Consider the following 22,734-nt stretch of genomic DNA (forward strand, 5'->3'; position numbering starts at 1 on the left):
TGCGGAAAAGATCGACGTAGACAACACCGGGAAGATCTCCGGGCTGTTCTAGGAGAATAGAAGAAGAAAAAACCACGAAGGACACCAAGGGACACTAAGGGGGAAATAGTATAATGCATAATTCCAAATTCCTTCGTGTCCTTTGCGGTTAAAAATTCTTCATATTTATAAAAACAATTAGAAATATATAATGAGGAGAAAAACAGTATGGAAGCACGATCACCAGCGCAAATTCTGGAATACACCAGCGATGTAGGTTTGGCAAAGGTCCAACGGGGCATTCTCGGCCAATTGATTTTATCTTTTATGGCGGGGGTGTTTATTGCTTTTGCCTCGGAGGGCTCCAATATGGCGGCCTTTAACCTGTTCGCAAATCCGGATACCTACGGGCTGGGCAAGGTTTTGGCGGGAGCGGTGTTCGGGACGGGGCTCATGCTGGTTGTGGTAGCCGGGGGTGAATTGTTCACCGGCAACACCCTGATCCTGGTCGGCGTGCTTGATCGCAAAGTCAAGATCCGCCAAATGCTTTCGAACTGGCTTGTAGTTTATATCGGCAACCTTATCGGCAGTGTGTTTATCGCCTATATGATGAACCGGTCCATGCTGTTCAACAGCAGTAATGGTGTGCTCGGCGGCCAGACCATCAAGATTGCGGCCTACAAAACTGCCCTTTCCTTTGAATCGGCTTTTTTCCTGGGGATTATGTGTAACTGGCTGGTTTGCCTGGCTGTGTGGGTTTCCTATGCGGCCAAGGATGTGACGGGCAAGCTCTTCGCCTGTTTTTTTATCATCTGTCTGTTTATCACCTCCGGGTTTGAACACTCGGTGGCCAATATGTACTATATTCCGGCGGGTATTATGGCTAAGTCGAACCCGCTTTGGGTAGAGGCGTCCCATGTTGGGGCAGAACAATTGGCCAACCTGAACTGGCTTAACTTTATAATTAAAAACGAGATTCCCGTAACCCTGGGAAATATCGTCGGCGGATCGGGGATGGTCGGTCTCCTATACTGGATATCCCTCAAGAAAAAGAAGGCGGTCTGAACTTTTGAAAAGTTGTGAACCGAATTATATTAATAAATAATTCGATATTTTTTTATTCATTTTTCTTGACCGTACCTTTCTTGAATGTTATACTTTCCGTTACACATGGAAAGAACTTCTATGCGCTATTCCATATACCAGGAGAGGGGTTTTATGGCAAAAAATTCAGTTAAGGAGATCCAGACAACCTGTTGTTACTGCGGGACAGGCTGCCAACTCCTGTTTACGGTTGATCAGGCTGCCAACAAGATTCTTGATGTGCATCCGGTCTGGGGCAGAACCAACGAGGGGACCGCCTGTTTGAAGGGCTGGTACGGATGGGATTATCTGAATGATCCCCAGATCCTGACCAAGCGCCTGCGGGAACCGATGATTCGCAAAAACGGCAGGAAATCTCCCCTGGAAGTGGTCAGCTGGGATGAGGCTATCAAATTTGTGGCGGATAATTTCAAGCGGATCAAAGAAAAGTGGGGGCCCGATTCATTTTTAGGCGCCGCTTCGGCTCGCGGACCGGGAAATGAAGCGGGCTACATTACTCAGAAATTCACCCGGGCGGTTATGGGGACGAATAATATTGATCACTGCGCCCGTATCTGCCACGCCGCTTCTGTTGCGGGTTCACGGCAGACCATAGGGGAGGGCGCCATGTCCCTGTCCATTCCGGAGATTGAGGACGCCGAGGTGATCTTCAACATCGGTTATAATGCTGCGGCTTCCCACCCCATCGTAGCCCGGCGCATTGTTAAGGCTAAGGAGAAGGGCGCCTTCATCATCTGCGCCGATCCCCGGATCACAGAGACCGCCCGTATCTCGGATCTGCATTTGCAGTTAAAGGGCGGATCAAATGTGGCCCTGGTGAATTCCCTGGCAAATGTTATCATCAGCGAAGATTTAATTGATCATGAATTTGTAAAGGCCCATACCAAGGGCTTTGACGAGTTCTGGGAAGTCGTCAAGGAATACACCCCCGAATACGCCGCAACAATCACCGGCCTTTCTGCGGAGGATATACGCTTTACCGCCCGGAAGTACGCAAGCTCCAAGCACTCGGTTATCCTTTGGGGCATGGGTATCACCCAGTTCTCCCAGGGGGTTGAAACGGTTAAATGCTGCTGCAGCCTTGCCATGCTCACCGGAAATTTTGGCCGGCCCAGCTGCGGTACCGGCCCTGTCCGGGGGCAGAACAATGTGCAGGGTACCTGCGACATGGGGGACCTTCCGGATGTCTATCCGGGTTATCAAAGCGTCACCGACCCGGAAATACAGGCAAAGTTCGAAAAAGCCTGGGGGGTAAAACTTTCCAATAAAGCAGGCATTCAGCTTACCCGGGTTCCGGAATTTGTTATCCACGAAAAAGACCCCGCAAAGCGGATCCACGCCTACTATATTACCGGTGAGGATCCGGCCCAGTCGGACCCTGATCTGGAAGAAATCCGGGAGACCCTGGACCAGGTCGACTTTGTGGTGGTTCAGGATATTTTCTGGAACAAGACCGCCGAACACGCGGACGCCATCCTGCCGGCCACCGCCTGGGGCGAGCATGACGGTTGTTACACCAGTTCCGACCGGGGCTTCCAGCGTATCCGCAAAGTGCTGGAAGGCCAGGGCAATATCTTGCCGGATTGGGAAATTACCTGCCGTATCGCTACGGCCATGGGCTACCCCATGCACTACAACAATACTGAAGAAATCTGGAACGAGATGATCGATCTCTGTCCCAAGTTTACCGGCGCAACCTATGAAAAAATGGAGCGCCAGGGCAGCGTTCAATGGCCCTGCTGGGATAAGGGACCCGGGGACAAGGGGACCATGTTCCTCCACAAGGATGGCCGCTTTGCCACCCCGGATGGTATCGGCATACTAAAGACCTCTCCCTATCATCCGCCCACAGAGGTGGAGAACAAGGAATTCCCCCTTGCCCTGTGTACGGTCCGTGAGGTGGGGCACTATTCGGTGCGCACCATGACGGGGAATTGCCGTATGCTGCGCAACTTGGAGGATGAGCCCGGCTGGGTCGAAATGTCACCGGAGGATTGCGCCGAGCTGGGTCTCCGTGAAGGGGAGATCGTAAAGGTCCTTTCCAAGCGGGGCAGTGTCTACACCCGCTGCAAGCCCACCGAGCGGGTAAAGCCGGGGGCGGTGTACATGACCTACCAGTGGTGGATAGGGGCGTGTAATGAACTGACCATTTCTTCCCTCGATCCTTCCAGTCGTACGCCGGAGTATAAATACTGCGCCGCCCGGGTAGAAAAGATCAAGGACCAGGCCTGGGCAAAACAAGAGGTTGCCCATATCTATGAGGATATCCGGTCACGGATGCACATTGTAAAAGAGGAGGTTTTAGCATGAACTCTTTTATAAAAGCAAACCCGATCCGCTGTATAGGATGCAGAACCTGTTTGATAAGCTGCGTGGTTGCCCATGAGGGTAAACGGATATTCGAAATCGATCCCGACGGCTATAACTTTAATCCTCGGCTTTTTATGGTTAAGACCGCCCGAGTCAGCGCCCCGGTCCATTGCCGGCACTGCGAAAATCCCGCCTGTAAGGCATCCTGTACTTCGGGGGCCATCTTCGTGAAGGACAATGTGGTGCTTGTGGACACAAAGAAGTGCATAGGCTGCAAGAATTGTGTCATAGCCTGTCCCTTCGGCGCGGTGGAAATCGTGGAAACCGCAGAGGTCCAGAACGACGGGTCCCCCAGGAAGATCGCCAATAAGTGCGATCTCTGCGTTGGGGTTGCGGATAGCCCCTCCTGTGTGAAGGTCTGTCCCACCGAAGCCCTGGCCCTGGTTACCGATGGTGACTTGAGCCAAAGCGTGGCGGATAAACGCAGAAATGCTGCGGCCGCTGCGGCGGTTTAAGACCGGATTTGTGGGTCGGGGGTACATGAACATTTACAGCCACGGTGAACGGATTACCGAAGCAGAGGCGGAAACCTTATGAGGGGCGCGGAAAAAACCGGGCCGATACTGGTACGGTGTGCGGACTGTGTCAGGGTTTCCTGTGTCCTTAATTGCGATAGTAATGCAATCGTCTGTGTCTGTGGAGATTTGTTGATAGAGCTTGATAAATGTGCTGTATGCGGGCAGTACACGGGCAACAGTATTCCTGACTGTGTTGTTTCCTGCGGATATTCCCGGGAGAAAACGGTTCTGGAAATCCTGGACGCCGGAATGAAACAGATCAGGGCGGCTGATGCCCTGTCTTTGCTGAAACTGTAAGAGAGGAGTTTTCTATGAGTGGAGAGGGAGCGTATTTTGTACTGGCCGACCCGGAAAAGTGTACCGGGTGCAGAGCCTGCGAGGTGGCCTGTTTTGCGGCCCACCGGCAGGGTGTCCTGAAAACGGTTGGGACGGTTACCACACCGCTGATTCCCAATTTATACCTAACCCGGACTGGAACTATTACGATGCCCATACAGTGTCACCACTGTGAGAATGCACCCTGCCTCCAGTCCTGCCTGACCGGCGCCCTGGAACGGAAAAACGGGTCCGTGGTGGTGAACGGTAATAAATGTATCGGCTGCCGGAACTGCGCCTTGGCCTGTCCCTTTGGGGCCATCCAGATTGCGGGGGCGGAGATCCTGCCGGAACTGGCCGGCGCAGCATCGGTGTTCAAGTGCGACCTCTGCCCGGATCGGGAGGGCGGCCCTGCCTGTGTGGCCACCTGCCCCAACGAAGCGCTGCGGGTGGTTGACACCGAAGAAGAACTGCGGGAAAAGCGGATCAGGTCAAGTGAAGCGGCGGAAGCCATTCAGGTCAGCGGCAAGGGGGTGCAGTAATCATGGCGGTAATTCAGATAGATAAGGATATTTGTACGGGGTGTCAGGAATGTACCAAGGTTTGTCCGGTCTATGCCATTGAGGGAAACCCCGGTGAAGCCCAGACTGTGGTAGCTGAGCGCTGCGTCATGTGCGGCCAATGTGTGCAGAAATGCAAGTCCTATGTTTCCCTGATCGATCACGGCCCGGAAATGTACAATAAAAAGCGGGAGGAGCGGATGCTGCCGGAAACGGTGCGGGAGCCCCTTTTTGCAGCCCATAACGTGAGCCACCTGGCGGAACTTATCAAGGTCCTGGATGATCCATCCCTATTCACGATTGTGCAGGCCGCTCCGGCGGTGCGTGTGGGCATTGCGGAAGACTTCGGGCTGCCCCTGGGCTCCCTAGCCTCGGGCAAGATGGCCGCTGGCCTGCGGCGGCTCGGGTTCAAAAAAGTCTACGACACGAATTTTTCTGCGGACCTTACCATTATGGAAGAGGGCACAGAGCTGGTAAAGCGGGTTACCGAAAAAGGCGTCCTGCCCATGTTTACCTCCTGCTGCCCCGGCTGGGTCAGATATATGGAGAACACCCATCCTGAACTTACCAAACACCTTTCCTCCTGCAAGAGTCCTCAGCAGATGGCCGGGGCGGTGTTTAAAACCTACGGGGCAAAGCTCGACGCAGTGGAGGGCGCCAAGGTTTATAACGTGTCGGTCATGCCCTGTACCTGCAAGACCTTTGAGGCCGCCCGGGAGGAGATGAACTCCTCCGGTTGGCAGGATATCGATGTGGTGATCACCACCCGGGAACTGGGTTACCTTCTTAAGTACAAGGGCATAGATCTGGCCACCATGCCCGATGAGGAATTTGATATGCCCCTGGGTGAGTATACCGGGGCCGGCGCCATCTTCGGCGTAACCGGCGGGGTTATGGAGGCGGCCATCAGGACCGGCTATACCCTGATCACCGGCAAGGAATTGAAGGATGTGGACATCAATGCTGTGCGGGGAAACGAAGGGTTTCGGCGTGCGGAGATCAAAGCCGGGGATCTTACCCTCAAGGTGGGGGTGGTTACTAACCTCAAGAACATAGACCCGGTGATAGAACAGCTCCAAGCGGGAACCCTGGACGCCCACTTTGTGGAAGTCATGACCTGCCCCGAAGGTTGCATCTCCGGCGGAGGCCAGCCGAAACTTCTGTCGGATACTGATACGGCGGAGGCATACCAGAGCCGGCGCAAGGCAACCTATGACCATGACAAGGCCCTGCCGAAGCGGAAATCCCACGAGAGCGGGGCTATAAAAAAGATCTACGCCGAATTCCTGGAGAAGCCCAACGGACACAAATCCCACGAGCTTCTGCACACGAGCTATAAGAGTGAATGAGGATTCCCCGCCCCTGACCGGCAGCGCCCTGATTTTGGCCGGGGGCCGGGGAACCAGGATCGGTTATGACAAAAAGAAGCTGGAACTGGCCGGGGAGCGGGTGCTGTCCAGCCTTGCGGAACGGCTGGGGAAACTGTTCAATGAGGTACTCATCTCCTCCAATAACCCTACGGGGTTGATGGATCTCATTACCCTCCCCGACAGCATTGGTGAGGGGCCTATGGCGGGCATCTATCAGGGCTTGCTGCGTTGTACCAGCGAGTACCTCTACGTGGTTGCCTGCGATATGCCCTTTATCAATGTTGACTACATCGCCTATATGCGGGAACTCCTTGTCCGGGAAGGGCCGGATGTGTGTATTGCCCGCCACGAAAACGGCGACCTGGAACTTTTTAATTCCTTTTACAAAAAAAGCTGCGCTGCACCCATGGGGGAAGCCCTGTCCCGGAGTATATACAAGATACGCCTGGCTTTCGATACTCTGAAAGTAACCATGATCGATGATGGAACGATACAAAAATTTGATAATGGGGAAATGTTTTTCAACATCAACTATAAGGAAGACCTGGAGCAGGCGGAACGCAGGACCGGGGGGACACTTTGACCGCCGCAAGGTGCAGCGGATTTTCCCGCGCAGTATTCCTATTAGAACCCCCCGATACAAGCGGCCCCGATGGCGCCTGCGTAGATTCCCTGGGGTAAAAATTGCACCTCAACCTTGAGTACCTGTGAAAGCGCCTTACGGATACCGGAACTTTCCGCAAGCCCACCGGTTAATACCACCGGGGGGCGGAGGCCGACCCTGGCAGAAAGGCTGCTTATCTTTACTGCCATGGACAGCGCCACCCCTCCTACAATTTCCTCCCGGCTATAACCCTTTGCCAGGAGTCCGATGATCTCCGATTCAGCAAATACCGCACAGGTGCTGTTTAGTTGAATGATTTTTTCGGCGGCAAGTAAAGTATCCATGAGGTTTATGTCCGCGTTGAACCGTTCCAGGACCATCTGTACAAAGCGGCCTGTACCGGCGGCGCATTTGTCGTTCATCTGAAAGGATAGCACCCTGCCGTTCTCCACTGCAATGACCTTGCAGTCCTGGCCGCCTATATCGATAACCGTCCTGACCCCCGGCATCAGGTATTCTGCGCCCCGTGCGTGGGCGCTTATTTCGGTGACGGCCTTAGTCTTTTCCGTCGCCATGTCCCGGCCGTACCCGGTGGCAATAATCGGCATATTGCCAACCATATCATTATCAGCTGTGTTAGGGGCAATGTCGGCGGCGTTACCCCTGAGGTTCGCCAAAACACGGGCGGCGCTTTCCTGCAAATTCCACCCGGTGGGCTGCAGAGAAAAAGCTGCAACCCCATGCCGGTTCAGTAACACTCCCTTGCAGAGTGTGGAGCCGCAGTCTATGCCGATGACGTATTCAGCTTCCCCATCCATTTACAGCATCTCAATAAAGGCGGATATACGGGTTTTAAGCTGCTCCGTGTCTCCGGAGGAATAATCGGTCTCCAGGCTCATAAAGGGTATGCTGCGGGTCTTAAGAAATTCTCCAATGGTATAGGATTCTATGGCGTAGGTATGGCAGGATTGCAACACCATTTCCAGCACCCCGTCGGCCTTGAATTGATCGCAGAGCCGTCCCAGCAGTTCAAGCCGGTTTGGGTTGGGACTCATCACGCTGCATCCTATATTGAGATAGTAGTCGCAGAGGGCATCGTAGGGGTCGGCGGACTCATCAATCTGCCGATCAAACTGTTTTGCCCCGGTGCAGTTTTCATAGGCCACCACCACAGCCCCGCTCTCTTCAATGACCCGGGTGAATTTTTCCGTAACTCCCCCTATGGGACAGCCGGTAACAATAATGCGCTTCGCAGCGGCGGGAATTGGATGCCTGCCGTTTTGGTATTCTTCAGTAATTCTGCTGATGGTCTCTTCCAGTTCCTGTACTTTTTTTTCATGGTCGAATTTGAACTGGGCGCCGAATAGTATCTGAAGCTGCTGTAAACCAGAGAGGGGGGCGGGGCTCATCACCGATAGTTCATACACTTTTTTTAAAAGAGCGCGTTCCCTGTTCCGTTCCCGTATAGCCTGGTGTAGTTTTTCTACCGTAATGGTTACGCCGAATTTTTCTTCCACCCTGTTCTTTAAGCGTTTAATTTCTTCCATCCAGATTGCCCGGGAAGCGGGCCTGTCCTGGTTATGGGGAAGATCCATCACATGGACATCTTTAATTTTTCCCAAGAGTTCGTACATTTTTGTTTTCCCGTCACAGGTAGTCTCGCCAACCACCAGATCGGAAAAATACATATAGGGGCATTTATCGGCGGCGGCGAATCCGTAGGAAGCCTTAATGAGGGGGCAGAGGTTGCGGGGGAGGACCTTTTCCGCCTCGCCTATGGTTTCATCGCTGGTTGAACAAAGACCCACCGGCACAAGACCGACTGCCAAAAAAAGCTCTACCGGCACATAGGTGCAAAAGGTTCCAACCACTCCCTTACCCTGTTCCTTCAGGTTTTTCATGGCCATAAAACCCTGTTTACGGGCATCAGAAAAGGATTCAAAAATCTCGGGCAGCTCTCTTTGTTCAATCATTGTTACATTGCTCCCTTTCGGACCGATGGGTTTACATGATTTTTTGATAGACTATCGGGAATAGTACATGCTGTCAAGCCTCGGTGGGGTTTTGTTCAGTTTTGTTCCATCATGTTTTATTTTTAGACTTTTGGATAGTACGGAACTTTACATAAGCAGTTTTATCCCCTACAATATCTTACAATAAGGAATGATTATGACACTTTCCGATGCAAACGCTTTGCTGCGGTCCATCCCGGCAATGGATGACCTGCTTAACGCGCCATGGGCCGCCGAATTTTCCAGCTCTCTGGGCAGGGAAAATGTAAAAAAAATAATAGAAGAGACTCTGGATGAAATAAGGCGTGAAATAGGCGCGGGGAACTCTCCGACTAAAGTCGGCGTTACAAGCGGTGGTGTAAAGGCCGGCCTGCCGGTGGAAGAGCTTGTGGTGATCCGCGCGACAACCCTGCTCCGTTTAAAATCGTCGAGCACCCTGAAACCAGTGGTCAATGCCACCGGGGTAGTCATTCACACAAACCTCGGCCGCGCCCCTCTTGCCGATGAAGCGATTGCTGCGGTCAATGAAATAGCGGGAACCTATAGTACCCTGGAATATGATCCCGGAAAAGGCGGACGGGGTGGGCGCAATGTTCATGTTGAGTGGCTTCTCTGCCGCCTGACCGGTGCAGAAGCGGCGCTGGTGGTCAACAACAATGCTGCCGCAGTTCTCTTGGCGCTGTCGGCGACAGCCTCCGGCCGGGAGCTCATCGTCTCCTCCGGGGAACTCGTTGAAATAGGCGACTCCTTCAGAATCCCGGAAATACTTTCCTTTTCGGGTGCGAAAATGATCGCGGTGGGCTGCACCAATTCTACGCGCATAAGCGACTACCGCAATGCAATCACGGAAAACACCGCTGTGCTGCTTAAAGTACACCCTTCAAACTACAGGATAGAGGGTTTTGTCAAAACCACGGCCCGCGAAGAACTGGCGGAACTCGCCGCTGAGCGGGGACTGGTGTTTATGGAGGATCTCGGCAGCGGACTCCTCGGCCTACTTGGGGTGCCCGGTCCGCTTGGAGCGGATTTGGCAAACCGGGAATGTTCAGTCCGGAATTGTCTGGAAGCAGGCTCCGGCATCGTAACGTTTTCCGGGGACAAATTGCTCGGCGGCCCTCAGATTGGGGTGATTGCCGGGTCAAAGAAGCTTATAGACAAGATGAAGTCCCACCAACTGCTCCGGGCCCTGCGGGTAGATAAAATGACCCTGGCGGCTTTCGAGGCGACTCTCCGGCTCCATCTCTCGGGCAGGCAGGGAAGCATACCGGTAATCGGGATGATCGAAACGGACAAACCCGCCCTTCTCGAAATGGCCCGCCGTCTCTGCCGCATGTTGAAACGTACCGCTGCTTGCAACGCAGTTCCCCGCACAGTAAATCCTGGCGCCGGCGATTTCACCATTGCTGTCGTGGAGACGGAAGACGCCATAGGGGGCGGCTCTTTCCCCACCGACCTGCTTCCCGGTTTCGGTGTGGCCATAAGCTCGCCTTCATTCAGCGCAGAAACATTGGCGGCGGGACTGCGGACCGCATTTGTCCCGGTGATCCCGGCTATCCGTGAAGGTCGGGTGATCCTCCACGTCCGTACCCTTTTGCCCGGGGATGAGAAATTAATTGCCGCCTCATTCGTGTCTGCCCTTAGCAGGGATGTGGCTGGGTAAGATGGAGGAGTATCCTTTCATATTGGGGACAGCCGGGCATATCGACCATGGCAAAACAGCCCTTGTGCGCGCCATGACCGGCATTGACTGTGACCGCCTTGATGAAGAAAAACGCCGGGGTATAACCATCGAACTCGGATTTGCCCCCTTGAATTTGCCCAACGGTAAGACCGTCAGCATCGTTGATGTTCCCGGACACGAACGCTTCATACGGACAATGGCCGCAGGCGCCGCCGGCATGGATGCCGCCATGCTGGTAATAGCGGCAACCGAAGGGGTCATGCCCCAGACCAGGGAGCATCTTGATATTCTGAATATTCTTGGAGTTAGATTCGGCCTCGTGGCGTTGACAAAGAAAGATTTGGCGGATGATGAAACCCTTGAACTGGCAACTGCGGAGGTGGTCGAATTAACCCGGGGGACCTGTCTTGATGGAGCGCCGATCATACCGGTTTCATCGGTAACGGGCGAAGGTGTTTCACGCATCGTGGAGGAAATAGAAAAGATAATTGATAAAATACCCCCCAGAGATGGCCGGGGCGCATTTTTCCTCCCCATTGACCGGGTCTTCAGCAAAAAAGGCTTCGGAAGCGTGGTAACCGGGACATCCTATCAGGGGAGTATTTCCGAGGGCGATGAAGTGGAAATAATGCCTTCAGGTGTGGGAGGAAGGGTGCGTTCCCTCCAGACACATGGAGCGAAAGTCAGTTCCGCTACCGCTGGGCAGCGGGTAGCCGTTAACCTGGCCGGCATTTCCCATGACCAAATAGAGCGGGGAGCCGCGGTCTGCGAAAAAGGGGCTTTCGTTGCCACCGACTGCATAAGCGCATGGCTTGATATATTGCCTTCCGCGCATGAAGGCGTGGCCCACTGGCAGCGGGTACGGTTCCATGTGGGGACAACTGATGTGGTCGCCAGAATATCGCTTCTGCGATTGAACGCTGATATGAAAAAATCAGGCATACTTCCGGGAAACAGCGGACCGGTGCAGCTTTTGTGCGAATCAAAAATAACGGTTGCAGCCGGACAAAGGTTTGTGATACGTTTTTACAGCCCCCTCATTACCATAGGCGGCGGGCGGGTTATGCTGCCCAACGCCGAACTGGCGCGGGGCAAAGCGGATCGGGAAGCTAAAGCCAGGATAGTTGAAGGCCTTGCCGCCGACTTCAGCCCCGTCACCCTGCTTGCGGCAATTATCCATGATAAAGGAATTCTCAGCGTATCCGGCCTATCCGAGCTTTCCCAGATGGGCAAGGACCCCTTTACTGAGTCTTTAAGCGTACTGTCCTCAACACCGGACACATACGGATTTTTGGAATTCGGGACCCCGCAGAATTTTATCTCCAGCGAAGCCTTCGACACGGTAACCCGATCAGCCCTGCGTATTCTCCATGAGTTCCATACAAAATCCCCCGAACTCTCCGGGCTGGATGCAGAAAAACTATTTACATCCCTGGATAGCGTTCACGGCTCAGGCCTGGTTAAAGTCGGGGATTTCAAAGTCCTCATCGACATAATGGCGGCAAGAAATGCTATAACCCCGGTCGCCGTGCAGGGGAAAACCTGTTACCGGGCGGCGGATTACCGCCAATCCGTGGATAGCAAATTGATGGATCTTGCGGGACGTATCAGGGATGAGATCGCATCTGCGGGCTTCAATCTTTTAAAACTGCCGGAACTGGAAGAAAAACTGGGCGCCACATCTTCCGATATGAAACGAGCGGCAGCATATCTGCGGGAACAAGACGATCTCAGGACGATAGAAGGGGGTCTGCTGTTTTCCCGGGAGATGCGGGATAAACTGCTTAAGGCGCTTTCTTCGATGAGCGGCGATATAACGGTTGCTTCTTTACGGGATTCCATCGGTGTGAATAGGAAAGAAAGCCTCGCGATGCTGGACTTTCTGGACTCCCAGGGATTGACGAAGCGGGTCGGGGATACGCGGGTGCTTGTGGGGTAGATCGAATCTGATAGCTGGCCATTTACACAAAATTTCTGATAGTCCTAATATCCCGCTGTTGTAATCCGTGGGAAAGTTTAACCTTCCCCTACACCCCATCCAGCGCCTCAAGTATCGCGTCAATATCCCCGTTGCTTGTTCTGCTCCCAAAGCTGAAGCGGATCGTCCCCCCCGGAAATGTTCCGGCGGTCCGGTGTGCCAAGGGTGAGCAGTGCAGCCCGCTGCGGGTAATTATGCTGTGGTTCTCAAACAGAAACCGTGAGACCTCTCCGGCATCGTGTCCTGGGATAGCAACTGAAACGACGGATACGCAGCGATCCGGATCAAGGGTCCCGCAGACGGCAATCTTTTTTATTTGTCCCAGCCCCGCTATAAAACGCGCCGTGGAAGCGCGTTCACGCTCCCGTATCGTTTCAACTCCTGTGCGCAAAATCTCCTCCACCGATGCGGCAAGGCTTAAGATGCCTATGGTGTTTTGTGTACCCGGCTCGAACTTGTCCGGCATGAACTCAGGCATGTCCAAGGATTGGGACACGCTGCCGGTACCGCCGCTTATCCATGGTCGCATCTGCCCTGCAGCCGCTTCTCCAATGACAAACCCTCCTGTGCCCGCAAGGCCCCGCAGCCCCTTATGGCCCGCAAACGCAACAACATCGCTATTTGCAACGCCGACTTTAGTCGGAGAGTTCCCCGCGCCGTAATCTTCCATGGTAAACGGTAGGACGCCACCGGTCTGGGCCATGTCCAGGATGGTCAGGACGCCGTATTCATGGGCAATCCTAAAACATTCCGTTACGGGTAATATCGTACCAAGGACATTTGACGCATGGGTCATGACGAGCAGTCTTGTGTTTTTCCGTATTGCACCGCGGATTTTTTCAGGGTCCAGTGAACCATCCGGATCGCATTGGAGCCACTCAAGTTCTATCACACCATTTTTGCGGAGCGCTTCAAGTGGGCGGGCCGCCGCGTTGTGTTCCACGCTCGTGGACAGCACGTGATCCCCCTCTCTGACAAGGCCGTTTATAGCCATGTTCAGGGATTGTGTGGCGCCGCTGGTGAATATCACCCGCAGGGGATCGGCTACCCCAAGGAGCTTTGCTACAGCCCTACGGGCCCTCAGGGCAATGGCCCCTGCCTCCAGGCCTTCAAAATTCCGTCCGGCGTTGAGATGCGTCTCCCCTAAATATCCGTGCAGTTCTTGAACTACCACCGGGGATAATGCAGGAGAAGTGGCGGCGTAATTTGCGTATATCATATCACAATTATAGTGTGATAACCCCGGACGCCTTTGCCAGGGTGTTTGTTATTTTCATCATGTCAACGATACTTCCTACGGCGAGGGATTCGGTCAACTTATAGTAATTGGCGCAGGTACCGCAGGTATATACTTCCGTGCCTTTTTCCTGGAGAACTTTTAGATCAGGCACGGTGTTTGCCCCTTCGGTGGTGAGATGTGCACCGCCATTCAAAAATATAACCGCTTCCGGCAGGGGATTTAATTGGGTCAGGGAAAATATGAAACCCTTGATGAGCAGTTTCCCAAGATCCTCCGCCCCCCTGCCCATGCTGTCCGCAGTGATGAGAACCACCGGCCCCTTCTTCACGCTCCCCACAGCGGGCGCATCAGATGCAGTTGCGGGAGCTTCCGGGGGCTCGTTAAAAGCCTTGTTGGGGTCCTTGAGGATAGTCACCTTATAGAGCGATGCCCCCTCCTCGGTGTACGAAAAACCGCAGTCTGTTCCTTTAGCCATCTTCTCAAGGTTCTGCACCGCAACAAAATTGTCTACCAAAACCACCACACCATCCGCGCCCGGTTCGGCAAGGGCTTTCTTGGCGTTTACCACAGGAATCGGGCAGGGATTTCCCTGCATATCCAATGTTTTCATATATAACTCCTATTTAGTGCAAGGATCTTCACCTTATCTGAATAGTATCACCTTTCCCGCCCTCGGCGCAACTTCCCCTATGATTGCGGCGTGTTCATCCCCGGCTTCCCTGATGCGGGCAGTAAGCGTCTCTGCCTCGTCGGGGGGCACGGCTATCAAAAGTCCTCCGGATGTCTGGGGATCGAATAACAGTTCCTGGGTGGCAAAGGGGAGCGCGCTTACATCGGCGTATTTGCTTCCACGGTTGCGGTTACGCTGGCCCGCGGCGGTCAGCAGATATTCGTTTGCATAGGTTACTGCCTCCGGGATAAGGGGCAAGGCATCGGGGTACAGTAGTATTGCCGCCTGATCCCCCGCCATCTCCAGGGCATGGACAAGCAGCCCGAAACCGGTAACATCCGTACAGGCGCTTACGTTAAAACCCGCCATGCTCTCACAGGCATAGCGGTTGAGCCGCTCCATGGAGGCTATGGCCTGCCGAACCGCCCCCTCACCGGCCATCTCAACCCGCAGAGCAGCCATCACAATCCCTACGCCCAGGGGTTTGGTCAATATTATTTTATGCCCAATCTTTGGGGTGTTGTTGCGTATCACCTTTGCTGTCTCGACCATGCCGGTGACGGCCAGCCCATACTTTGGCTCCCTGTCGTATATAGAGTGTCCACCGCCCAAGACGGCCCCTGCCTCTGCGATTTTCTCCGCACCTCCAGCCAGTATATCTGCGAGGACACTTTTCTCCATGGCCTCGGGAAAACATACCAGGTTCAGCGCCACCATGGGTTTGCCGCCCATGGCCCATACATCGCTCAAGGCGTTTGCGGCAGCGATACGCCCAAAGGTACGGGCATCGTCGACCATAGGGGGGAAAAAGTCCGCAGTAAAGATAAGCGAGTTTTTCTCATCAAGCATATAAACTGCGGCATCATCGGAAGTGTCGTAGCCGACCAGCAGTCGTTTGTCGCCGCTTGCAGGCAGCCCCGCCAACAGGCGGGCAAGCCCATCGCTTTCTATCTTCGCCCCGCATCCACCGCTTGTGCAGGAGGACAGTAGTCCTTTTGACAGCAGGGACTCAGTGTTCTTACCCATCCCTTCCTCCATCCGCCCCGTTTATACCGATCTTCCTGTATCCATCCCCGGATTTCTCCCAGGCCTCTTTTATAGCAAGTCCCCGCTCCGACAGAAACGAGGCGGCCCGTTCCAGATCTTCCGGTACAAACCTGAGGCAAAAACCGCATCCCGTTCGTATGCCCGCAGGCATGGGCATGACCCGGACATAAAACCCCTGCTCCACCAACGCCTGCTCCGCCATAATGGCCTGGGTGACACTATCGAAACCGATGATTAGTTCTTTGCTGTTACTTTCCATGCGAGCTGCTATCGTACGGGGTAATGGGCTGCGCTTTTGACAACAAAAAAATGGCGGAGGCGTGTGAGAATCGAACTCACCAAGGACGTTTCCACCCTTTGACGGATTTGAAGTCCGCAGCCGCCACCAGGCGACATTCACCTCCACAGAATAATGATAAGATTGTGAAGCTTTGTTGTCAATCACGGCGGTGGAAACTACGGATCGGAGCTCGGAAACCCTTTTTCGGGATATTAAACCGGGTATATTAATTTTTTTTGGAAAATGCTTGACTCTTTTTTCGCAGGCCGCTACTATTATTTTATCATACTATTTATATAGTATTTATAGGATACTTGCTTAAAAAGCGCTTGCATTATGGGCGGTTATATGCTGCAGGAGGGTTTTATGAAAAAAAGCGCTATGTTTTTACTCTGGGTTGGGGCGGCAATTTCCGTTTCGGAAATATTTACCGGGGGCCTGCTTGCTCCCTTGGGTTTTGTCCAAGGGCTGATTGTAATAATTATCGGACATATAATCGGAACAGCGCTTTTTGCGGGGGGCGCTTATGTTTCTTATTGCCGGAAAGTTAATGCCATGGACAGCGTGGCTTTTTCTTTTGGTAAACTCGGAGGAAAATTAGTCGCCCTGTGTAATTTGGTACAACTTGTGGGCTGGATTATCATTTTAGTTGTACAGGCAGGGGGCGCTATTGCCGGTGTATTTCCTAATCTGCCTTTCTGGACAGTAACACTGACGCTGTCTATACTTCAAATAGTATGGGCTGTGATTTTTGGTACTCCGGGAGGCCGCATAAACGATATAGCGGTTGTTCTCTTGGCAGGACTTTGTGTTTTATTTCTCGTTGAATCATTTGGATACAACGCCGGATCCTTATCCATTTCAACTAACATGAGCATAATGTTAGGAATAGAATTGTCCATAGCCATGCCGGTTTCCTGGCTGCCATTGGTGGGAGACTATTCCTGCAAAGCAAATGACAAAATTGGCGCTACGCTAATGCCCTTTCTTGGATATTTTTTGGGGAGTTGCTTTATGTATATCATTGGGCTTTCCATTGCGGTTTCAAGCGGGAATGATATTTTCGCTTTTATCGCATCAAGCAGGTTTCGATATGTCGCCTGTGGTATAGTTTTATTGTCTACCATAACCACCAACTTTGTCGCTATTTATTCCGCAGCGGTTTCATCAACACAATGGATAAAAATCAAAAACATCAGGACATCAATTCTGATGGTTGGGATATTTACACTGGTTGTTTCTGTGTTTTTTCCGGTCAGCCGCTTTGAGTTAATTCTGGAGAAATTCCTTACCTCTATCACCATGGTATTTGTGCCGATATTTACGCTTATTTTGCTTGAGTTCTTCATGAAAAAACAAACGACTGAAAAACACAATAATTGGGGGCAGTTGTTTATTGTGCTTATCGGCATAGCCGGTAATTGGCTGTTTAATAAATACGGTATTTTTATCCCCACGGTTATGACCATCCTGTTGGTTTCAACTTTATTTGTCATTAAATATATTATTGGTGGAAATAAAGCATGGAGAAAATGATATCGGAAAAATGGCGCCTAACAAGATTGTCGATTTAAGCAAGTATATCATTTAGGCGCATATACCCGTATCTGACCGGATACGTCCTATGATTTGGGCAGATTCACCCGCCTCATGCCCTCCATTGCCTGTAGCGCGTTCCGCGTAAAAAACACTTGAGTTTTTCCAGTTCCCATAGTATTCTGTTAAGTATAAAAGCGTTAAACCTCATAGGAGGAGAAGAAATGGCGGTAAAAGAAATCCAGACCACCTGTGCGTACTGCGGAGCGGGGTGCCAGCTATTGTTTACGGTAGACCAGGATGTGAACAAGATCCTTGATGTGCATCCTGTTCAGGGCAGAACCAACGAAGGCACGGCCTGTTTGAAAGGCTGGTACGGGTGGGATTACCTCAATGACCCCCAGATTATCTCTAAAAGGCTCGCCAAGCCCATGATTCGCAAGGGCGGTAAAAATAGTCCCCTGGAAGAGGTAGAATGGGACGAAGCCATTGCCTATACGGCGGGCCGGCTCATGGAAATTAAGGAAAAATACGGCCCCAACGCCATCATGGGCACCGGTTCGGCCCGGGGCTCGGGCAACGAGTCCAACTATATCATGCAGAAATTTATGCGCGCAGCGGTGGGCACCAACAATGTCGACCACTGCGCGCGGATATGACACGCTCCTTCTGTAGCGGGTCTACAGTATTCACTAGGTTCAGGCGCCATGACCATGGGAGTGCCTGAAATAGAAGATGCAGCTCTTTTGTTTGTTTTCGGCTATAACGGCGCTGATTCTCACCCCATAGTCGCTCGCCGCATTGTGCGCGCCAAGGAAAAGGGCGCCAAGATAATCTGCGTCGATCCCCGGATCATAGAGACCGCCCGTATTGCGGACATGCATCTCCAGCTTAAAGGCGGCTCAAACCTGCTGCTGGTCAACGCTCTGGCCAATGTTATCTTGGAAGAAGGGCTCTGTGATTATGACTTTATCGAAAAACACGCCAATGGATTCGACGAGTTTAAGGAAATTGTAAAGAAATATACCCCCGAAGGCGTGGCTGCCCAGACCCAGATCTCCGCCGAGGATATCAGAAAGGCCGCCCGGATGTATGCCGCCAGCGGACGTTCCATGATCCTGTACGGCATGGGGGTCTGCCAGTTCGGGCAGGCCGTGGACGTGGTCAAGGGTTTGGCCAACCTGGCCATCATGACCGGCAACCTGGGCCGTCCCTCCACGGGCATCGGCCCGGTGCGGGGCCAGAACAACGTGCAGGGCGCCTGCGATATGGGGGCCTTGCCCAATGTCTATCCGGGCTACCAGAGCGTCACCGTCCCGGCGATACAGGAAAAATTCGAAAAAGCCTGGGGGGTCAAACTGTCCGATAAGCCTGGCATTACCCTGACCGTGGTGCCCCACCATGTGCTGCACGAAACCGACCCTGCAAAACAGATCCACGCCTATTACATAATGGGGGAGGACCCGGTCCAATCCGACCCGGATTCGACGGAAGTGCGGGAGTCTCTGGAGAAATGCGACTTCGTGGTTATGCAGGACATTTATATGAACAAAACCGGCCAGTACGCCGATGTTCTTCTGCCGGCCACGGGCTGGTGCGAGCATGACTCGGTTTTCTCCTGCTGCGACCGGGGCTTTCAGAAGGCCCGCAAGGTCATCGAGCCTTCGGGGGATGTGAAGAACGACTGGGAAATCATCAGCCTGATTTCTACGGCCATGGGCTACCCCATGAAGTATAACAACACCGTAGAAATCTGGAACGAGCTGATCGAACTCTGCCCCAGTTTCGCCGGCGCCACCGACGAGAAGCTTGAAAGGAACCTCTCCATCCAGTGGCCCTGCCGGGACAAGGCAGCGAGCGATTTGGGTACGGTCTACCTGCACAGGGGCGGCAAATTCGCCAACGCCGACGGCAAGGCCAACTTTTTCGCCACCGAATGGCGGCCGCCTCAGGAAGTGGAAAACAAAGAGTATCCCCTCACCCTGTGTACGGTCCGCGAAGTGGGCCACTATTCGGTGCGCACCATGACCGGTAACTGCCGGACCCTCCGCAACCTTGAGGATGAGCCGGGCTGGGTACAGATTTCGGCGAGGGATGCGGAAAAGCTTGGCATAAAACACCAAGAGCTTGTCAGGATAAGCTCAAAACGCGGCTCCGTTATTACCCGGGCCAATATTACCTCCCGGGTCAAGAAGGGCGCCGTGTACATGACCTACCAGTGGTGGGTCGGCGCCTGTAACGAACTGACGAATAGTTCCCTTGACCCCATAAGCAAGACCCCGGAGTACAAGTACTGCGCCTGCAAGGTGGAAAGGCTTCCGGATCAAAAAGCGGCCTGGGACGCGGTGAACAAGACCTTGGCGGATTTGAGAAACAAGATGTTCATCAGCGTTGAACGGGAGGGTGTCTCGGGGTAAGCGGTTTTGTAAAACCAAACCATTGACCCGTTCCGGCTCAGTCGGTACGATATGGGGTAATGAAGGGCCTTAACCGGATCCGTGACCGGATCGAAATAGCCATCGAGATTACCAGGGACAGTAAGGTTCCCATCCTTTTGATGGCAAACCCGGGACTGGCCAAATCAACGGTGGTGTACAACTGGGCCGGACGCAACGGCTACCATATTGAAACCCTTATCGGCTCCCGGTTTTCCCAGGAGGAGATCCTGGGTTTTCAGGTCAGGGCGGAGGACCGTGAAACCGGGGAGCACTATCTGGAACTTCTGGCCCCCCACTGGTACCGGAACATCCTGGATCAGGAAAATAACTTTCATGTGCCGTCGGTGCTGTTCCTGGACGAGCTGAGTACCGCCCAGGAAAATGTTCAAGGGGCTCTGCTGCAGTTGGTCTTTGAGCGGAAAATCGGAAACGGCCGGACCCTGCCCGAATCGACCCTGGTTATCGCCGCGGCAAACTACAAGCAGAATATCCCCTTTCAGTTCAATATCATGGCCCCCATCCTCAACCGTTTTTGTATCATCAACCTGTCCTACGAAAGCAACGATAGTTTTCTTGACGAGTTTCTCCAGGATGAAGCGGACCTTGCGAAGGACCCCGTGGTCTTTGCGGAAAAAGAAATTACGCTCTGGCAGAAAAACTACCTCCGGGACGGATTGAAGATGATGTTCAGGACTCTTTTCCGTTCCTTTGAGGAGGATAACCGGGATATGGATAAGGACCTTATCTACACCATGGACATCAATAATCAGGTCTACAATACCATGTACGATGACGACTCCCGGTATGTATACAACTTTATTTCCGGCCGTACCCTCTGGTATCTCTACAAGATAAGCCTGTCCTTCCTCCGCAAAGGCCTGACCTTGGAGGCGCACGATGCTGCCATACTTAACATGGTCTATGGCCTCATCGGCCTTGGAACCAACACCTTTACTGAAAAACAACGCAAGGCGTATCTAAAGAGCGCAGAAACCCTGTACCGGCGGCTCTACGATGTCCTATCCTCCCGGAATGACACCGGAACGACCACGGCTGCCGGTGAAGCTCAGCGCGCATCCCTGGACTTCCGGGGCAAGAGCATAGCGGACGCCGTCAACGAATGGGTTCTCTTTCATGAATCTTCGATGCTCCACGACATCAAGGATCCGAACCTGGAAGCCCTGACTATCCACATCAGCGCATCCTATGGCCTTAACGCCGAAGACACCGAGCGTCTCCGCCAGAAGATCACCCATAACAAGGCGGATCTCTACACCTTTTCCAACGATATGCAGCGCCTGGACTACCTCATCGGTATCCTCGAGGAGGAACAGAATCTTTCGGAAAACGCTAAGGATACGCAAGAGAAGAACCGTGAAGGCGATCCCCTTAACCGGCTCCGCGGAATCCGTGAGGCTTATGCGGAACTTCGTGACGAAGCGGTGAAGCTTATGATGAAGAACACGGGGTAAAGGACTAAGCCTTGCCGGAAAATGGAGATTGGGAGCCTGCCCAATACCGGGTAACAAACAAACTGCTGGAACGGCTTAATATCCGCATCAGTTATATTGACGTCCCTGGGATAAAGGGGGCGCCGCTAAGTTTTTCCTACCGGGCCATGCGGGGTGAGTACTGTATCTACATTGACCGGAAAGCAGATAGGCCGACTTTTATGGCCCGGGATCTCCACGAGAAAGGGCATATCCTCTACAACCACTTTAACCGGCCCAGGGCGCACCGCCAGCAGTTTGAAGAATTTTTCCGGCGCAACCTCCACAGTTTTCTTGCGCGCCTTCCTCCGGAGCGGAACTTAAACTCCAAGCTGGGTACCTATTCTACGTATATCTACAACCGTTTTTCTGACATAGCCCAGGCCATGGAGATAAATACCAAGCTTTTCAAAGAGGATCGTAAGGTGTTGCAAGTTGCGCGGGAAACTTCGCTGCAAAATACGCCCGGCGGTCCTCTGGAGGGATTCATCTTCCCCCGGGAGACGTGGCCCGAGGGACTGGACTGGATGAGCTATATGAGCTTCCTCTGCACCGAGCTGAACTTCTTTCTGGACCATATAGGGGACGGGCCGGGCAAAAAAATTAAGTCGAGCGACGTCAGCGCCTATAACGCCATGCAGGCCGTTGAACGGCGTATACAGGATATCCAGGAAACCCGAAAGACCGCTGCGGATGCGGACAGCAACGCCGCCTACGAACCGGAAGTCATCAGGCACGGCAGGACCGATAATTATACCGATACCAAGACGGTCAACACCGTTACGGAATTAAACGATGTTAAGGACCTGGTACGAATACTGCGGGAACGGAGCCTCCTCCTTAAGCGGAACCGGCTCCACACGGACATTCTCTATAATATTAACCGTAATCGGTTTGGGGATATCCTCATCCCCCGGCGTTACCGCATTGAAAACTACAACCTGAACAACCTGTGTATACTGCTGGATGTGTCCGGCAGCGTTCCTCCGGGCTTTGTTAAGCGGGTTATCCAAACCATTATGCGTGCCGAAGGAGCCTTTTACAAAGGCGCCTTTAACAAACACCTGAGCCGCCTGGTCTGCTGGTCCGACAGCCTTTGTTCCGATACCTCCTTGGCGGACATTGGCGCCATAACCTTAGGCGGGGGTACCGTGTTGGGTGCAGGTATCGAATACTGTAAACAGTACCTCAACGAGCGGTCCAGTTTCTTTATCATCAGCGATTTCCAGGATGACCTTAACGACTGGATCAGCGCCGCCCGAGACCTGGGCTGCCAAAAAACCGCCGTGGGATACGGCCGATTTGGCCGGGATACCTCGTTTGAACGGTGGTTTTCCGCCATAGGTTCCAATGCGGACTACCGTAAGAACCCCGTGGACATACGACGTTTTGTGTCGGTGTTTAACACGGTGCTGCTGCGGGATGATGTGGTACAGCGGGAGGGCTTGACCGGGTAAGGTAAATTGTTTATACTTTAGTGTATTACGATACAGTGTAATATGATACACTATATCATATTACACTAAAGTATCCGGAGGCGTA

At 53.1% G+C, this 22,734-nt stretch carries 19 protein-coding genes and 1 tRNA gene; 13 read left to right on the plus strand and 7 right to left on the minus strand.

Going from position 1 to position 22,734, the window contains the following annotated elements; translation table 11 throughout:
* Positions 1 to 207 precede the first annotated feature (207 nt).
* The 7 genes from TPRIMZ1_RS0106350 (at position 208) to mobA (ending at position 6,799) form a co-directional block, all read left to right on the plus strand.
* Positions 208 to 1,044, plus strand: a complete 837-nt coding sequence (locus tag TPRIMZ1_RS0106350) for a formate/nitrite transporter family protein (RefSeq protein WP_010256476.1) — start codon at positions 208 to 210, stop codon at positions 1,042 to 1,044.
* A 153-nt stretch (positions 1,045 to 1,197) separates the two neighbouring features.
* Positions 1,198 to 3,393, plus strand: coding sequence for a formate dehydrogenase subunit alpha (fdhF, locus tag TPRIMZ1_RS0106355; RefSeq protein WP_026043566.1), 2,196 nt, complete (start codon positions 1,198 to 1,200; stop codon positions 3,391 to 3,393).
* Entirely contained in the window at positions 3,390 to 3,908 is a 519-nt protein-coding gene (locus TPRIMZ1_RS0106360; protein ID WP_010256481.1) for a 4Fe-4S dicluster domain-containing protein, read from the plus strand. The genes fdhF (TPRIMZ1_RS0106355) and TPRIMZ1_RS0106360 overlap by 4 nt, the downstream gene beginning before the upstream one ends.
* 78 nt (positions 3,909 to 3,986) lie before the next feature.
* Positions 3,987 to 4,268, plus strand: a complete 282-nt coding sequence (locus TPRIMZ1_RS0106370; protein WP_010256485.1) for a hypothetical protein — start codon at positions 3,987 to 3,989, stop codon at positions 4,266 to 4,268.
* Between the two features lie 14 nt (positions 4,269 to 4,282).
* A complete protein-coding gene (locus TPRIMZ1_RS0106375; RefSeq protein ID WP_010256490.1) occupies positions 4,283 to 4,828 on the plus strand; it encodes a 4Fe-4S dicluster domain-containing protein in 546 nt (181 codons plus the stop codon).
* Positions 4,829 to 4,830: 2 nt separating this feature from the next.
* Positions 4,831 to 6,195 (plus strand): [FeFe] hydrogenase, group A, encoded by a 1,365-nt coding sequence (locus TPRIMZ1_RS0106380; protein WP_010256494.1) that lies wholly within the window; start codon positions 4,831 to 4,833, stop codon positions 6,193 to 6,195.
* Positions 6,188 to 6,799, plus strand: a complete 612-nt coding sequence (gene mobA, locus TPRIMZ1_RS0106385) for a molybdenum cofactor guanylyltransferase (RefSeq protein ID WP_010256498.1) — start codon at positions 6,188 to 6,190, stop codon at positions 6,797 to 6,799. The genes TPRIMZ1_RS0106380 and mobA overlap by 8 nt, the downstream gene beginning before the upstream one ends.
* 41 nt (positions 6,800 to 6,840) lie before the next feature.
* On the opposite strand, the gene TPRIMZ1_RS0106390 is transcribed toward mobA, so the two are convergent.
* Both TPRIMZ1_RS0106390 and TPRIMZ1_RS0106395 read right to left on the minus strand, forming a co-directional pair.
* The gene (locus tag TPRIMZ1_RS0106390) at positions 6,841 to 7,638 is read right to left on the minus strand and encodes an acyl-CoA dehydratase activase (RefSeq protein ID WP_010256501.1); all 798 of its coding nucleotides are present in this window, start codon (positions 7,636 to 7,638) and stop codon (positions 6,841 to 6,843) included.
* A complete protein-coding gene (locus TPRIMZ1_RS0106395; protein ID WP_010256505.1) occupies positions 7,639 to 8,793 on the minus strand; it encodes a double-cubane-cluster-containing anaerobic reductase in 1,155 nt (384 codons plus the stop codon).
* A 196-nt stretch (positions 8,794 to 8,989) separates the two neighbouring features.
* Between TPRIMZ1_RS0106395 and selA the strand changes: the two genes are divergently transcribed.
* Entirely contained in the window at positions 8,990 to 10,492 is a 1,503-nt protein-coding gene (gene selA / locus TPRIMZ1_RS0106400) for an L-seryl-tRNA(Sec) selenium transferase (protein WP_010256510.1), read from the plus strand.
* A 22-nt stretch (positions 10,493 to 10,514) separates the two neighbouring features.
* Positions 10,515 to 12,452 (plus strand): selenocysteine-specific translation elongation factor, encoded by a 1,938-nt coding sequence (gene selB, locus TPRIMZ1_RS0106405; protein WP_232616755.1) that lies wholly within the window; start codon positions 10,515 to 10,517, stop codon positions 12,450 to 12,452.
* Positions 12,453 to 12,540: 88 nt separating this feature from the next.
* Here selB and TPRIMZ1_RS0106410 read toward each other — a convergent pair whose 3' ends face one another.
* The 5 genes from TPRIMZ1_RS0106410 to TPRIMZ1_RS0106430 form a co-directional block, all read right to left on the minus strand.
* Entirely contained in the window at positions 12,541 to 13,710 is a 1,170-nt protein-coding gene (locus TPRIMZ1_RS0106410; RefSeq protein WP_010256515.1) for an aminotransferase class V-fold PLP-dependent enzyme, read from the minus strand.
* Between the two features lie 7 nt (positions 13,711 to 13,717).
* Complete coding sequence (gene yedF, locus TPRIMZ1_RS0106415; protein WP_010256517.1) at positions 13,718 to 14,341, minus strand: sulfurtransferase-like selenium metabolism protein YedF; 624 nt, start codon at positions 14,339 to 14,341, stop codon at positions 13,718 to 13,720.
* Between the two features lie 33 nt (positions 14,342 to 14,374).
* Positions 14,375 to 15,427, minus strand: a complete 1,053-nt coding sequence (gene selD, locus TPRIMZ1_RS0106420; RefSeq protein WP_010256520.1) for a selenide, water dikinase SelD — start codon at positions 15,425 to 15,427, stop codon at positions 14,375 to 14,377.
* Positions 15,420 to 15,707 carry a DUF3343 domain-containing protein gene (locus TPRIMZ1_RS0106425; RefSeq protein ID WP_010256523.1) on the minus strand — a complete coding sequence of 96 codons (288 nt, stop codon included), beginning with the start codon at positions 15,705 to 15,707 and terminating at the stop codon, positions 15,420 to 15,422. Before TPRIMZ1_RS0106425 ends, selD begins: the two co-directional genes overlap by 8 nt.
* A gap of 51 nt (positions 15,708 to 15,758) precedes the next feature.
* Positions 15,759 to 15,852 (minus strand) — tRNA-Sec (locus TPRIMZ1_RS0106430).
* A 242-nt stretch (positions 15,853 to 16,094) separates the two neighbouring features.
* On the opposite strand from TPRIMZ1_RS0106430, the gene TPRIMZ1_RS0106435 reads away from it, so the two are divergent.
* The 4 genes from TPRIMZ1_RS0106435 (at position 16,095) to TPRIMZ1_RS0106455 (ending at position 22,649) form a co-directional block, all read left to right on the plus strand.
* Positions 16,095 to 17,264, plus strand: coding sequence for a permease (locus TPRIMZ1_RS0106435; protein ID WP_038078040.1), 1,170 nt, complete (start codon positions 16,095 to 16,097; stop codon positions 17,262 to 17,264).
* 224 nt (positions 17,265 to 17,488) lie between these two features.
* On the plus strand, positions 17,489 to 19,681 hold the full coding sequence (gene fdhF, locus TPRIMZ1_RS20970) for a formate dehydrogenase subunit alpha (protein ID WP_081503630.1): 2,193 nt from the start codon (positions 17,489 to 17,491) through the stop codon (positions 19,679 to 19,681).
* 59 nt (positions 19,682 to 19,740) lie between these two features.
* Complete coding sequence (locus tag TPRIMZ1_RS0106450) at positions 19,741 to 21,174, plus strand: ATP-binding protein (RefSeq protein WP_010256528.1); 1,434 nt, start codon at positions 19,741 to 19,743, stop codon at positions 21,172 to 21,174.
* An 11-nt stretch (positions 21,175 to 21,185) separates the two neighbouring features.
* Positions 21,186 to 22,649 carry a VWA domain-containing protein gene (locus TPRIMZ1_RS0106455; protein WP_010256531.1) on the plus strand — a complete coding sequence of 488 codons (1,464 nt, stop codon included), beginning with the start codon at positions 21,186 to 21,188 and terminating at the stop codon, positions 22,647 to 22,649.
* The last annotated feature ends 85 nt before the right edge of the window (positions 22,650 to 22,734 follow it).

Origin of the sequence: Treponema primitia ZAS-1, assembly GCF_000297095.1 — a bacterium.
Lineage (GTDB): Bacteria > Spirochaetota > Spirochaetia > Treponematales > Breznakiellaceae > Termitinema > Termitinema primitia_A.

What these genes read in the sequence shown, in the direction of transcription:
- TPRIMZ1_RS0106350 (WP_010256476.1), top strand. Translation starts at nt 208, where the DNA reads ATGGAAGCACGATCACCAGCGCAAATTCTGGAATACACCAGCGATGTA.
- fdhF (WP_026043566.1), top strand. Translation starts at nt 1,198, where the DNA reads ATGGCAAAAAATTCAGTTAAGGAGATCCAGACAACCTGTTGTTACTGC.
- TPRIMZ1_RS0106360 (WP_010256481.1), top strand. Translation starts at nt 3,390, where the DNA reads ATGAACTCTTTTATAAAAGCAAACCCGATCCGCTGTATAGGATGCAGA.
- TPRIMZ1_RS0106370 (WP_010256485.1), top strand. Translation starts at nt 3,987, where the DNA reads ATGAGGGGCGCGGAAAAAACCGGGCCGATACTGGTACGGTGTGCGGAC.
- TPRIMZ1_RS0106375 (WP_010256490.1), top strand. Translation starts at nt 4,283, where the DNA reads ATGAGTGGAGAGGGAGCGTATTTTGTACTGGCCGACCCGGAAAAGTGT.
- TPRIMZ1_RS0106380 (WP_010256494.1), top strand. Translation starts at nt 4,831, where the DNA reads ATGGCGGTAATTCAGATAGATAAGGATATTTGTACGGGGTGTCAGGAA.
- TPRIMZ1_RS0106390 (WP_010256501.1), bottom strand. Translation starts at nt 7,638, where the DNA reads ATGGATGGGGAAGCTGAATACGTCATCGGCATAGACTGCGGCTCCACA.
- TPRIMZ1_RS0106395 (WP_010256505.1), bottom strand. Translation starts at nt 8,793, where the DNA reads ATGATTGAACAAAGAGAGCTGCCCGAGATTTTTGAATCCTTTTCTGAT.
- selA (WP_010256510.1), top strand. Translation starts at nt 8,990, where the DNA reads ATGACACTTTCCGATGCAAACGCTTTGCTGCGGTCCATCCCGGCAATG.
- TPRIMZ1_RS0106410 (WP_010256515.1), bottom strand. Translation starts at nt 13,710, where the DNA reads ATGATATACGCAAATTACGCCGCCACTTCTCCTGCATTATCCCCGGTG.
- yedF (WP_010256517.1), bottom strand. Translation starts at nt 14,341, where the DNA reads ATGAAAACATTGGATATGCAGGGAAATCCCTGCCCGATTCCTGTGGTA.
- selD (WP_010256520.1), bottom strand. Translation starts at nt 15,427, where the DNA reads ATGGGTAAGAACACTGAGTCCCTGCTGTCAAAAGGACTACTGTCCTCC.
- TPRIMZ1_RS0106425 (WP_010256523.1), bottom strand. Translation starts at nt 15,707, where the DNA reads ATGGAAAGTAACAGCAAAGAACTAATCATCGGTTTCGATAGTGTCACC.
- TPRIMZ1_RS0106435 (WP_038078040.1), top strand. Translation starts at nt 16,095, where the DNA reads ATGAAAAAAAGCGCTATGTTTTTACTCTGGGTTGGGGCGGCAATTTCC.
- TPRIMZ1_RS0106450 (WP_010256528.1), top strand. Translation starts at nt 19,741, where the DNA reads ATGAAGGGCCTTAACCGGATCCGTGACCGGATCGAAATAGCCATCGAG.